This window comes from Vibrio breoganii (genome assembly GCF_024346795.1).
GTDB classification, from domain to species: domain Bacteria; phylum Pseudomonadota; class Gammaproteobacteria; order Enterobacterales; family Vibrionaceae; genus Vibrio; species Vibrio breoganii.
The window spans coordinates 2,013,438-2,025,812 of the sequence record NZ_AP024864.1 but is presented as its reverse complement, the minus strand read 5'-3'; the positions used below and the strand labels follow the sequence as shown (position 1 = coordinate 2,025,812).

Here is a 12,375-nt window from a genome sequence, read left to right as displayed (position 1 = left end):
CACGCTCACAAAACAGTCTAGAGCTAGGCTGTTTTGTGGATCACGACTCGCTTCCCCTCGCAATTCACTTCTGATGGTTCAGTCCATCAAGTAGGATTAATAGCACTTAATCTTTATCGCTTATCATTTCATCGTTCAAGCAACCAAGGTTTAAACATGGATTGCGGTTTACCCCTTAATAACGATGAGAACGACACTATGAAAGGCATTATTTCTATCCAATCACACGTTGTGTATGGCAGCGCAGGTAACAGCTCTGCGGTATTTCCCCTGCAGCGATTAGGCTTCAATGTATGGCCGATTCATACAGTCCAATTCTCAAATCACACTCAGTATGCGCAAGGCTGGACAGGGGAGAAGTTTGACCCAAGCACTATTGGCGATCTGCGACAGGGGCTAAGTAATATCGATGCCCTTGAGAAGTGCCATGCGGTGTTGTCAGGGTATTTGGGAAGCTCTGGCCAAACTCATGAAGTATTGAAGCTGGTGAATGAGGTAAGAAGTGCCAATCCGTTGGCAATTTATGTGTGTGACCCTGTGATGGGCGATGTTGATAAAGGCTGTGTGGTAAGCGAAGAGGTCACTGGGGATCTGGTGAATCATTTAATGCCTGCCGCGGACGTCATAGTGCCAAACCAATTTGAACTAAGCTGCTTTACGCAGATGAAGATCACTTGTCTAGACGATGCCATTGCTGCGTGCCAAAAAGCGCTAACACTAGGACCAAAGATGGTATTGGTGAAACATCTGCATGGTATCTCAAACAGTAAGTTTACTATGATGCTGGCAACCAAACAGGGGTGCTACATGGTTCAGCGCCCATTGTTAAGCTTTGAGCGCCAGCCTGTTGGCGTGGGCGATCTTATCTCGGCGCTGTTTACCGGTGGTTTGCTTAAGGGCTTGTCGGCGGTGGACGCCTTTACTCACGCCAACAACGCTTGCTTTGGGGTGCTTAAAGAGACATCGGATAGCTGTGAATGGGAATTGCAGACAGTGGCAGCTCAGCAAAGCCTCATTGAGCCTAAAGAATGCTTCTCTGTGGTGCGCCTAACCTAAATACTTGCGGTATTCCCTGTTATATCAATGCAAATCACATTTATATAGCAGGGCTATATTGGTGAACCGCCAAATTTTTATTATCTAGCTATAACTTATAGTCTTTGATTAAAGGCAATTTAATAATCCTATCTACTATTCAAAATGGCTAATCCATTTCTTAAGCAGTGTACTCAATTGCTGTTGCTCATCATTACTTAATGGAGAGCAGAGTTCATTGACCAATAAGTAGTAGGCAAAAGAAAACCCCATCAGGTTTCCCTGATGGGGTTCAGTCTCTACTCGCAGCAATCCGGCTACTAAAGGTGCTCCCTGCATCTTTCCTTGATAGTGGTTAATATCCTTTAACCCAGTTCCATGTCATCGCCATCCTAGCGGTGTCCATACTAGCCTGTCATCCTGACGGGCGAACTCTATCCTAGAGTATTACATCCTTGCTAATAACTAATCCTAAGTTATCAAATCTTCTTCCTGAAGATACCTATTCCGTTAGGGTTTGTTCCTTTTCCTGCCAACATCCTGTCGACATGATTAGTATCTCCGTTATCGATGCCTGTAACAATCAGGTGTGGCATATTTTTATTTGTTTACTGATGGTTGAAAAATAGCAAGTCATTAAAAAACAAAGTGTTAGGGTGAGGTGAAAGTGATTGCATTGAAGTTTGTATCTGATCGCTGACTTATTTGTGAGAGATCTCTTACAAAAGCTTGGGGCGATCCTCTCTGTTGCCGCCATGATGCTGGCTGTTTCCAACAGCGATAGATTAGGGAAAGTCTCTGAAAGCATGTTTAATCGCTGGGGCAAGCCTTTGGGGCTAAAATGCTTTGATTTTCCCTTCCCATTTAAGAGTGTGAATTATCACATTACTTATCAGCGTCGGTTTATTAATGATATGAACCACCAAAGGCTAAGAGAGCTTATTAAACAAGAGGTTAGTCTATAACCCTCTTAGTCAGATCAAGAGCATTGGCTGCGTTATTTGCTGTCGACCTTCACTGCATCTGAGATGATTTCCGTCAGCCATTTGTATTTAGGGGAACTCAAGTTCTTTTGGTGTATGAAGAGATAGAGTTGAATAGTAGTAAGATCTAGCATATCCAGAACCCTTACTAAGCGAACATGTTGACTAACGGTTTCAATAGTCGGCGGAAAGCATGGGCCAATAATGTCGGTATTCATAATGGTAGAGATTAGCCCTGCGACAGAGGTGGTTCTCATAGCCATATGAATGTTTATACCAGCCTCTTTCAGGAGATCTTCCAGTCGAGAGTGCTTATTTGGGTCTAAATAAGCTAAATCTATGTGCCCAAAGGAGTATTCGAGCAATTCATCTATATAGGCTTCCGACTTTTTAAATGGGTGATCGCGACGCATGGCAATCATAAATTCTAATTGTATTAGGGGTATAGCCACAATTTCAGGCGGTAAGTTTTCTGCCTCAAAATGGATTGCTGCATCAATAGAGCCATCGCATAAACCAGTTAATGTACTCGAGGTAATGGTGTGCAGAACCAATGTTGATCTAGGGCTTTGTTCATGAAAAGTTTTGAATAGACTCGTACCCAACCATACCTGAAGATGCGGACTAACATCCAAGTTAAAGCTTTGTTGTAGAGTGCTAGGATCAAATATTTTCGTTTCTTCTAATGCTAGACCAATGCCTTCTAACAAGGGGAATACCTTTGCATAAAGATCATCTGAATATGGTGTTGGCACGAACTGGCGATGAGATAAAACAAACAACTCTTCATTCAATGCTTCTTTTAATTTTTTGATGTTTTGGCTGACCGCAGGAGTGGTGACAAACAGCCTCTCGGCTGCTCGTTTTAGGCTTTTTTCTTGGTAAACGGTAACGAAAACCTTCAGTAGGTTGAAATCAATCTTGTTTAAATTCATAAGGTTATTCTAGAGCTTTCCAATATTTCATTGGTTAAGCATAGCTTAACTTATGGTTAATAACATATGAATATTTTTAATCAATACTTCTCGTTATAGTAGCTGAAACTAGCTTGAAGTGCAGGGATCGGACTTCTTAAACCGTATTGAGGTTAATATGAAAAAGAACCGTATCTCCCTAGCTTTATGTGCCCTTATTTCTTCTTCACTTTCTTTCGTTTCTGTTGCCGAAGAAACCGAATCAGACGTTCAAGACATGTCAGATCCATTAGCGGTCTATACGCAAGCTGGCTTTGGCTATACCGATAAAGGTCTCAATTTAAAAATCGGTCAAACCTATGACACAGGTAGTGACATCACTATGGGTATGAATGTCCTTGAAATCAAAGGCATTGCTGGCGATGCCATTGGTTTTCGCGATAGCGATGATCCTCAGTTTGCCAATGTAGATGACTCAATTGACTCTATTCGTTTTCGAAACTTTACCGTGGATCTAACCAATGGTCGTGGTGCGCAGGTAGATATCTCTTGGGACTTTGACTCAAACCAAGGCTCTGCGTCATACAGCTTTATTCAGGCACTTCCTAAGATGGGCATGTTCAACTTCTACCCATTAGCCGGTCTAGGTGTTGCTGCGGGTGAAGAGCTTGTTCCTGAAACAGGTGGAGATTTAGATGCGGACCAACTACGTGATCGTTACAACATGCACGGTACATTCTATGTGGCGGGTATGTACAGTAAGATGCAGATTACAGACAAATTCTGGCTGAACTATAACCCTATGTATTTAGGCTCGATTTCTGGTTCAAGCACCTTTAAAGACTTTGGATTTGAGGGTGATGACGCTGTATTCGCACACGAGTTTGCAGCCAGCTATCAAATTACCCCACGCGCTAACGTTCGTTACTTTGCGAACTGGACTGAAAATACAGACTTCACCGATGGCGACCATCGCATCGAGTTCAACTACCAATTCTAATCTTGCTTATTTTTGTTCCTATTTTCTTAGATGCCGACTTGCTAATGCAATTCGGCGTCAACGACGCATAAATTTTTAGGTGGCCTATGAAAACTCTTAATAAATCTATCTTATCAGCGATGATGATCGCCGTGATGTCAGGTTGTACTACCATTGGCAACAACTCTAACGAGCATACCGTCGTTACTCCATCAGGAGAATTCACATTCGACAATAGCTTTGAGCATGGCTTGCCAACCGAAGCAAGCTCCAAGGCTTTGTTTGATGAGATTGATTATCAGCGTGCATCGCAAGCCTATATCTGGGCGGTGCCACTGGTATCAAACTATGCGTGGAAAGCGGCATACGCTGAAATGGGCGCAGAGGATGGGCAGATCACTTATGTTGAATCACATAAATCTAAATTGGGTGGCTTGACTTATAACACCTCAACACCCTACGCGATTACCTGGTTCAATGTTGAAAAAGAGCCTGTAGTAATTGAAGTACCAACGGATGAATTACGTGGTGCGGTACATACCATGTGGCAGATTGGTATTTCACAAATGACTAAGCCAGGCACCTATGTAATCAAGGCTGCAGGTAGCGAAACCCCGGAAAACCTTCCGAAAGATGCGGTCGTGTTAGAGTCGGACACCAATTATGTATTCTTTGGTGTTCGCTTAATGGCGAAGACTGAACAGCAACGCATGCAAGATCTTGAAGCACTGCGTATTACTCGCCTTGATGGTTCAGTTCTAAGTGATAACCCCGTTAACTTTCCTGAAGTCGGTATCGATGCGAAACACCCTCGTGGCATGGCTTTCTGGGACGTATTGAACGAAGCAATACAAGCAGAACCTGTAGCAGAAAGAGACCGTATAATGCATGACATGTTACGTCCACTAGGGATTGAGAAGGGAGAGACGTTCTCACCAAATGCAAGACAGACTGGTATTTTAAACAGCGCAGTTGTCACAGGTGAAGCGATGGTTAAGAACATTGACTTCAACAAAACAGAGCGTCTTCCACAATCTGTCTATGGTCCAAAAGGCAATACGTGGGAGGTTGCAACGGCATCGACACCCGATCAAAATCGTGGCTATGGCATGGATCTAGATGGTCGTGCAGCATGGTTCTATGAAGCCGTGACTAACGATATCGCAATGCACGGATTTGAAAATGGTGGGTGGGGCCAGATCTACCTTGATAACTACAGAGACAATGACGGTAATGGTTTAAATGGTAGCGAGCACTACACCTTAACACTTGATGGTGATGTGAACTTTGCGGATCTGTTTTGGACAATTACGGTTTATAACGTAGAAAACCGAGCGATTATTGATAACTCAATCCAACGCGCTGATGTTGGTTCTAACATTCCAGGAACCGTCAAAGATGAAGAAGGCAATTATACGTTCCACTTCTCACCGACGAAACCTGATGGAGTTAACGCTGCAAACTGGGTAGAGACGCGTCCAGATGAAAACTGGTTTGTTTATTTCAGAGCATATTCACCAAGTAAAGCGTTTGTAGAGCAGCAACCTCATACCATTGTACCTAACTTCCAAAAGGTAAAATAAACCTTCGTTGTATGAGCTTCCAAAGTGAGATTGGAAGCTCTCAAACCTTTGATGTCCGCAATAAGATACAAGTTAAGTAAAACTTAACCATTCATTAAATTTATATGAATTCCCTTAATTTAATTCACTGGTTATATTATACGCAACTTAGACAGAGGCGCAGGGATTGAGCTTCTTAAACCGTTTTGGATAGACGATAAAATTCCCTGCTGATGGTCAAGAGCTTAACTCTAAATAGGATGAGTAGAGTGTCGTTAAGTTGAAGACTAAAAGCATTATTTTGTGAACATTGCGCTACGACGCATGACAAATAAGGTTTTCTTAATGAACAACAAAATTTCTCTTTCGCTACTTACTGTACTTCTTTCTAGTGTTGCTGTTTCTGCCAATGCTTCTGTAAAACTTGGTATGGGTGTTGACCAAGGTTTAGGTATGAACCTTAAGCTTGATGATACCTTCAACATCTTTGCGGGTAACCATGGTATGGCGTTTGATTATCATGTCCTACGCGGAAATTTGTCAGCGAGTACTCCACTTTCTTATTTTGTTGGCGTTGGTGGTTACTACGAGTGGGACGATGACTTTGGTATGCGCGTTCCTGTCGGACTAGATTGGAGCTTTGCATCAAACTGGAACCTTTATGGTCATGTGAATCCAGAGGTGCAGTTTCATCGTGATGCTAAATTCAAATTTGGCGCAGGCTTTGGTGTCAGCTACAAGTTCTAAACCAAACACTTCTATAGCCGACATTTTTATGTCGGCTTTTTTGTCCAGGTAACCTTAAAGCACTTACAGCGAGTTTAGCAATGCGCAATAAGATTTCCATTGGCTTAATGACATGCTTGCTTCCTCTTGGAAGTAAGGCCTCTCTGCGTGCTGAAAGTAGTGTTAGCTATTTGAATGAAACACCTGTTGTTGAAGTTGAACAGAACTCTGTGATTACACAAAGACTACAACAATTGTTTCCTTTAAGAGAAAAAGCGGCAGGTAGAGCATCTGATTTTACTCTGTATGAATTTCGTCAATTTCGAGATGAAAGAAGCGGTTTAGCACAGTTCCAACCCCACTGTGAAATAGAAAAAAAAACAAAAAACATTTCAGTAATGACTTGGCACCAAATGCGAGAAGATGGTCGATTGATTAAAAAGGTCGACTGCTAAACTTATCCGGTGCAATACCTATTTTTCTAGATAGCGAAGAGTATTCGAGCTATGTTAGTTACATTAAACGCATTTTTTATAGATAGGTTATGGACTTAAAGCTTATTCATGTATTTCTGACGGTACACAAGTATCAATCTTTTACTGAAGCAGCTGAGGTGTTGGGGGTGAGCCAGCCCGCAGTAAGTCAGGCTATCAAAAAGCTAGAAGTGTCACTACAAAAGAAGCTGTTCATTAAATCAGGTCGCACTATGACCTGCACTCGCGCAGCAGACCAGTTAGCTATAGAGTGCAGTAGAGGCATGGATATTATTCACAATGCCATATCTACAACCCAGCATTTTATTGTGTACTGCCCTGAAGATCTTATTCAGATCACCAGAGAAATGCCTAGCACCACGTTTAAACTCCCTCCCACTTTACAAGATACGCTTCTCACTGATTTACGGTTGCAGAAAGTAGATTTGGCAATCGACTTTATTAGTAATCATGATAAGTCGTTTATTAGTGAACCTGTCTGTACAGAACAGTTTAAAGTTATTTGTAGAAACAACCATCCTAGACTCTCAGGAAGCATTATTACCAAGAGCGAGTTTTCTTCTGAATCCCATATTGGTTATAAACGAAAGTTCAATGGCATGTCGATTTTTCAGTCTCAAGTGGATAGGAGAGATGATGCAGATCTTGAGAGGGATGTAATCATGGAAGTATCATCATCACACTCTATCTGCATGATAGTGGCGCAAACGGACTATGTTGGGGTGGTGCGAGAATCAGTGACGAAACGTTGGGCTGATAAGTTGGAGTTGAGGGTGATGGATTTACCTAAAGGCTCTGAAGTTGAATTTCCATTGAATCTGATTTACCACCAAAGGTTCAAGCATCATGGCGATCACGCAGAGATGCGAGAGATCGTCAAAGAAAAATTGATTGAGATATGCTCTTAGTAGTTAACTCTTTCTAGTTAGAAAATATGAGTCGCGAGTCCGTCGCTTGGTTAAACGTGATATTTCCAGAGACGATATTTGAGAGTGTGACTTGAGTGAGTACTAAGTAAGGAAAGTCGCCTTTAGGCTCAACTTCAAACGATAACCTGCTCGAGTTAGATCCTTGATAATAAGACCACATACCTACATCGGCTAAATAAATATAAGTTTCAGCAACGCCTTTACTTTCCAAATCCTTAGTCAGTAATGTTAACCACCATGTCGCGCGTTGAAAACCAGCTATACCCTCAAGCTTGGTAATAGGAGTTAGCATTTGACTATTCTCGTGATGCAAAGCTCTTAAAACGGTCCAGTCTGCACCTTGTGGTATATTCGTGTCACTATTTGGTACCGCTGCATGAAATAAGCAGGCGAATGCTGACTGAGAGGCAAGCAACATTAATATAACTGATGCACGTATAAACATAATTTTCTCAATAATTTGTGCAATGAGCGCAAGAAATATTACGCTCAAAGAACAAGTGTGATTCTAAAGTATTTTGTGAGTGAAACGACAGGTTTCATCCCCTTCACTAAGTAGAGAGCCAATTTCTACGACATAAGTGTCATTCATCGCTTTGCCCGTTCCCATCTCCATCGCGTTTACCACGTGACGACAAAAATCTGGACAACCCGCACCTTTACTCACTTTATTGAGTTGGTCACAAACAATACACTCAGTTTCTACTCGAACAGGGTTACCTTCACTATCTTGTTCCCAATGCCCTTTAACGCCAAAAATGGGATCTTCATAATCATGATAGGTACCGATGGAAGCAGCACTATTGGTATCGATATTCATTTTCTTGACGATATGTTGAGCTCTAACCTGTCCATACTGGTAAAACGCAGGTATCCAAAATTTCTCAAATGACTTCACCCCATTTTTTTTATAGCCGTTATAAGCAAGACTAACAACGACATCGTTGCCCTTGTGTATTAAAGGGATCAGGAAAGGGGCTTTTTCAGCCAGTTTGACGGTTTGGTGCATTAGGTGTGAAAACAATTTTACTCGCATATCAGTTCTCTTTTGTTGAAAAAAGGGCAGATACTCTGCCCTTGGTTGATAAAACTTCTTTGCTTGTATGACTTACTTTAAGTGTGTAAAACTACGAGGGTACATAGTCACTTGCTTAAACTCATCAAAGTTATTCAACAGTGTCAGTGCTTTTCCAGATGCAATATCAGAGGCTGAAATAGTGCCATCGTAGTATTGTCCAAATTTTTCACCAGAGACTTTGATCACCTCAGCGTCATCAGCAATTCTGGTGGAGAACTCTGCTACGCGGTTACGGATTTCTAGCTGCATCTCTTTGCCATCTACAATAAAGCCCAGCTTGCCTTCAGTGTTTGCTGCTTTTGCGGGATTCAGACGTGTACGTAGGTAGTCGACTGCCGTTTCTGGATCGCTTGCTACCCAAGATGCTGAAGGTGAAGCCATTAGGCTTACTTCTGTATCGTCAGACTCAAGCGATTTAGCACCTGCTAGATAGAAGTTACGAGCAATAAGGCCTTCTGATTCTTGCCCCAGTTTACGTAGCGAATCTGCATGAGCTTGTCTTGCCGCATTGTTGTTTGGTGAGTTGTAATAAAGCATTGCAGATAGCTCTTTAGCCCATAAAGTGTCACCGTCTTCCATTGCTACTTGCCAAGCCTCAAACACTTTCTCTACACCGCCTGATAGTTTCATCATGCGCTGTGCTTTTTCAACTTTTTCCATAGAGTGTAAGTCATCTGGGTTACCAGAGAAGTTACCGTGGTTACGCACTGGGAAAGACGCAAAGAAGGTATCGAATTGACCGTACATGTTGTTCACGTAGGCGTGATCGTTAAACGACGTTGGCATCTCAATGTGGTGATGGATCTGATCTGGTGCCACGCCTAGATTAGTCAGACGGATAGCTTGGTCAAATACATAGCTTTGAGAGTCAAGAACAGCATTGATTGTTTGCTTAATGTTCTCTTTACCTTCTAGAGATTTAGAACCGCCACCTACTGTTAAAACGATTTCTGGTTCTAGATCTCGAATATCACGTAGACCACCCATCCATGTGTGAGGTGCACGATATGCATCACCACGTAATGTATACATGTTATGGAAAGGCCATACTACGTTATCAATCACCAACTCATATTCTGGGATCCAGAAAGTCAGTGTATCTTTCGTGTCAGTATCATGAATAAATGCTTGAATTTCTAAACCTGCAACAGTTACAGATTCACCGTGAGCGATGGTTTGAGTGGGTTCTAAGTATGCGTTTGGTGCACCAAACTTAATGTTGCTCGGGATGATAGAGGCATCTTTACCTGATTTTTCAGCGTGGTTTCCATAATGAATAGCGGCACGAGCTAGCAGGTGTGGCGCCATTTCAGGAATGTCTGTGTTCGACTGACTATCGCCAGTGCGTGCGCTAACAATGCTGTGTAGATCTGGATGAGCATAGATCTCAGCATCATCACCATCAAGAAGGGTTTTAGTGCCTTTAGTGTAGTGGTTGTGATCATAGAAAACGGCAATGATCGGCTTGTTACTGATATTCTCGCGAATGTACTGGCGGTATTGTGCGCCTTCATCTGCATCATCACCAGTACTGAATACAATTAAGCCTCTGTCTAATTCAATCACTACTGGAGCATACGGTGCACCAGAAAGCATGTGAACATTGTTCAATGGGCTCTCATGTTCAAGACCGTATCCCATTCGAAGAACAGGTTGAACTTTCATTACAGAAGCAACGTTGCCCACTTGGCCAGTAGGAAGTTCTGCTACTTGTGCAGACACAGATAAAGAACTTAATGAAACAGCAGCTGCTGCGATAGAGAGAAGAGATTTCTTCATATTCAAGCCTTTTAATAGAATAGTAATTAACTGGCTAGAAGTTTAAATATCACTCACTCTTATAGCAATTGGGTGAGATTATCACTTTTATAATCTGTACTAATGATAAAGTTTTGCAAAAGAACGGTGGTTTTTAGATTGAAGGTATTTTGAGTTTTAACTCAATTGGCTGGCAACACAACTGCCGAGGCTTCGTCGCTAGAGCTGCTATCTAGCTTCTTAGAGAGATACTCATAAGCATGGACTAGGTAGAGCTTATTGGTTTCTCGCTGACACCAACTTCTAGAAAGGCCTCTTCGATTGAATTCGCTACCGATCGCCGCTTGGGTTTGATTAGTGCGACGGCCGTAGTACAAGGTATCGCAAAGCTGGATATTGGACATGTACTGAGGGTAGAGGTTGACCGCAGACTTGTTGGCATTGAGGTGCTTAGCTTGATTGTGAGTACACCCAGTTAAAATTAATAAAAACAAAGCGATAAGGCTCTTTTTCATTGTCTATGCGCCATCAGTTAATGCGAGAAAGCGCCATTATAAGCATTAGTTCACTGTTTGTTTGTCAATTTTGCAACAGGCCGTAACAGCGCTCACGTTAGTTGAACGTTATATGGGCGAATTTACGCCTTCTTGGAAACGAAAATACAGTTCTCAGCGGATGAGTCTCGCTTGTCGATACGTTTGAGTAGCCCTATAGCAACAAACATCGCAATGAAGAGGGTTGTACCGCCAAACACCACAGCAGACCAACCGCCATGCTGCCAGCAATACAGTAGCAAGAACCCACCTAGACTGCCGCCAATGTAGTAATGAACAAGGTATAACGCCGTTGCTGTCGCTTTAGCATGTGTCGCTTTTCGGCCTACCCACCCATAGGCAAGGGTATGGGTGAAAAAAGCGCCAAAGCTGATCAGAAGAAGCCCTATCATCATAGCGCCAAGGTGCTCCAATAGGGCAATCCACATTCCAAGCATGCTTAGTAGCGAGCCTAAAAACATGCCTTGAATCGGGGAGAAGTGGCGGGTCCAATGACCTGCACATTTGGAACTAAAGGTGCCAGCCAGATAGCAGACGAAAATCAGTGAAGCCAAGCCGACAGGAACATTGTGCGGAGCGCCAACTAGGCGAAACCCCATCACAGAATAAAGGTTCACAAACAGCGAGAAATTGATGCCGCCAATGAGCATAGCAACCCATACCCTGTGATTTTTGAAGTGACCGATTATCGCTCTGTGTTGATGATGAAAGCTAGTAGAGGAAGGGGTGAAGCCTTGCTGTTTTGGCAATAGGTAACCAACAAGCAACGCCCCCACTAATGTAAACCCTAGCGCAACTTGAATTGCTGTTGCCACGCTGTAGTGATCAGCAATTAATCCACCGCTGATCCTGCCGGCGATGCCGCCTAGGGAGTTGGCCGCTATGTAGCTACCAATTGCCATAGAAAAGGCTTTGCTATCAAGTTCTTCTGCCATATAGGCCACCGCCACAGCGGCAAAAGCGGCAAGCGCAACGCCAATAATAGCTCGACAAACCACTAAGAACAGAAACGATTGGCCCAACAGCATAAGCCCTGATATGACAGGAATTGCCAGCAACCCAAACATCATCACCGGCTTTCTTCCTATTGATTCAGAGATCACCGCCATAGGCACCAAGCAAAATGACAGAGCCAGTGTTGTTGAAGCAAACAGCCAATTTACCTGAGTTTCAGACACAGAAAACTGTATTGCAAAGGCGGGCAGCATAGGTTGAAGGAGATACAGATTGGAGAATACAAGAAATGACCCTAGGGCGAGAGAAAGGGTAATGCGTTTATATTCTGGTGAACCAAAGCTGACCATGTTTGCCTCAATGAAGGGTGGTACGAAAAAAGAATGCACAAAGTGTGATTAGGCTATCA

Annotated in this window: 14 protein-coding genes; 7 read left to right on the top strand and 7 right to left on the bottom strand. The window is 42.8% G+C overall.

What is annotated here, in order from left to right:
- Positions 1 to 198 precede the first annotated feature (198 nt).
- Positions 199 to 1,056, top strand: a complete 858-nt coding sequence (gene pdxY / locus OCU35_RS09415) for a pyridoxal kinase PdxY (RefSeq protein ID WP_261825920.1) — start codon at positions 199 to 201, stop codon at positions 1,054 to 1,056.
- Positions 1,057 to 1,191: 135 nt separating this feature from the next.
- On the opposite strand, the gene OCU35_RS09410 is transcribed toward pdxY, so the two are convergent.
- Positions 1,192 to 1,374, bottom strand: a complete 183-nt coding sequence (locus OCU35_RS09410) for a hypothetical protein (RefSeq protein ID WP_102360398.1) — start codon at positions 1,372 to 1,374, stop codon at positions 1,192 to 1,194.
- A 344-nt stretch (positions 1,375 to 1,718) separates the two neighbouring features.
- Here OCU35_RS09410 and OCU35_RS09405 point away from each other — a divergent pair, with 344 nt between their 5' ends.
- On the top strand, positions 1,719 to 2,000 hold the full coding sequence (locus OCU35_RS09405; RefSeq protein ID WP_261825255.1) for a type 2 periplasmic-binding domain-containing protein: 282 nt from the start codon (positions 1,719 to 1,721) through the stop codon (positions 1,998 to 2,000).
- A gap of 32 nt (positions 2,001 to 2,032) precedes the next feature.
- Here the strand turns inward: OCU35_RS09405 and OCU35_RS09400 are convergent, their stop codons facing one another.
- The gene (locus tag OCU35_RS09400; protein ID WP_261825254.1) at positions 2,033 to 2,953 is read right to left on the bottom strand and encodes a LysR family transcriptional regulator; all 921 of its coding nucleotides are present in this window, start codon (positions 2,951 to 2,953) and stop codon (positions 2,033 to 2,035) included.
- Positions 2,954 to 3,110: 157 nt separating this feature from the next.
- Here OCU35_RS09400 and OCU35_RS09395 point away from each other — a divergent pair, with 157 nt between their 5' ends.
- The 5 genes from OCU35_RS09395 to OCU35_RS09375 all read left to right on the top strand — a co-directional run bounded on the left by OCU35_RS09395 (position 3,111) and on the right by OCU35_RS09375 (position 7,601).
- A complete protein-coding gene (locus tag OCU35_RS09395) occupies positions 3,111 to 3,932 on the top strand; it encodes a hypothetical protein (RefSeq protein ID WP_102451367.1) in 822 nt (273 codons plus the stop codon).
- A gap of 86 nt (positions 3,933 to 4,018) precedes the next feature.
- Positions 4,019 to 5,494 (top strand): DUF1214 domain-containing protein, encoded by a 1,476-nt coding sequence (locus OCU35_RS09390; RefSeq protein ID WP_390209009.1) that lies wholly within the window; start codon positions 4,019 to 4,021, stop codon positions 5,492 to 5,494.
- Between the two features lie 324 nt (positions 5,495 to 5,818).
- Positions 5,819 to 6,220 carry a hypothetical protein gene (locus OCU35_RS09385; protein WP_261825253.1) on the top strand — a complete coding sequence of 134 codons (402 nt, stop codon included), beginning with the start codon at positions 5,819 to 5,821 and terminating at the stop codon, positions 6,218 to 6,220.
- Positions 6,221 to 6,300: 80 nt separating this feature from the next.
- Positions 6,301 to 6,654: a hypothetical protein gene (locus tag OCU35_RS09380; RefSeq protein ID WP_261825252.1), complete on the top strand. Its 354-nt coding sequence runs from the start codon at positions 6,301 to 6,303 to the stop codon at positions 6,652 to 6,654.
- An 89-nt stretch (positions 6,655 to 6,743) separates the two neighbouring features.
- Positions 6,744 to 7,601, top strand: a complete 858-nt coding sequence (locus OCU35_RS09375; protein ID WP_102451380.1) for a LysR family transcriptional regulator — start codon at positions 6,744 to 6,746, stop codon at positions 7,599 to 7,601.
- Between the two features lie 13 nt (positions 7,602 to 7,614).
- On the opposite strand, the gene OCU35_RS09370 is transcribed toward OCU35_RS09375, so the two are convergent.
- The 5 genes from OCU35_RS09370 to OCU35_RS09350 form a co-directional block, all read right to left on the bottom strand.
- On the bottom strand, positions 7,615 to 8,067 hold the full coding sequence (locus OCU35_RS09370) for a hypothetical protein (RefSeq protein WP_261825251.1): 453 nt from the start codon (positions 8,065 to 8,067) through the stop codon (positions 7,615 to 7,617).
- Positions 8,068 to 8,130: 63 nt separating this feature from the next.
- Positions 8,131 to 8,658, bottom strand: a complete 528-nt coding sequence (locus tag OCU35_RS09365) for a hypothetical protein (protein WP_102443910.1) — start codon at positions 8,656 to 8,658, stop codon at positions 8,131 to 8,133.
- 72 nt (positions 8,659 to 8,730) lie between these two features.
- Positions 8,731 to 10,479: an alkyl sulfatase dimerization domain-containing protein gene (locus OCU35_RS09360; protein WP_261825250.1), complete on the bottom strand. Its 1,749-nt coding sequence runs from the start codon at positions 10,477 to 10,479 to the stop codon at positions 8,731 to 8,733.
- 161 nt (positions 10,480 to 10,640) lie between these two features.
- Entirely contained in the window at positions 10,641 to 10,973 is a 333-nt protein-coding gene (locus OCU35_RS09355) for a hypothetical protein (protein WP_017028011.1), read from the bottom strand.
- Positions 10,974 to 11,095: 122 nt separating this feature from the next.
- The gene (locus OCU35_RS09350; RefSeq protein WP_261825249.1) at positions 11,096 to 12,316 is read right to left on the bottom strand and encodes an MFS transporter; all 1,221 of its coding nucleotides are present in this window, start codon (positions 12,314 to 12,316) and stop codon (positions 11,096 to 11,098) included.
- Positions 12,317 to 12,375 lie beyond the last annotated feature (59 nt).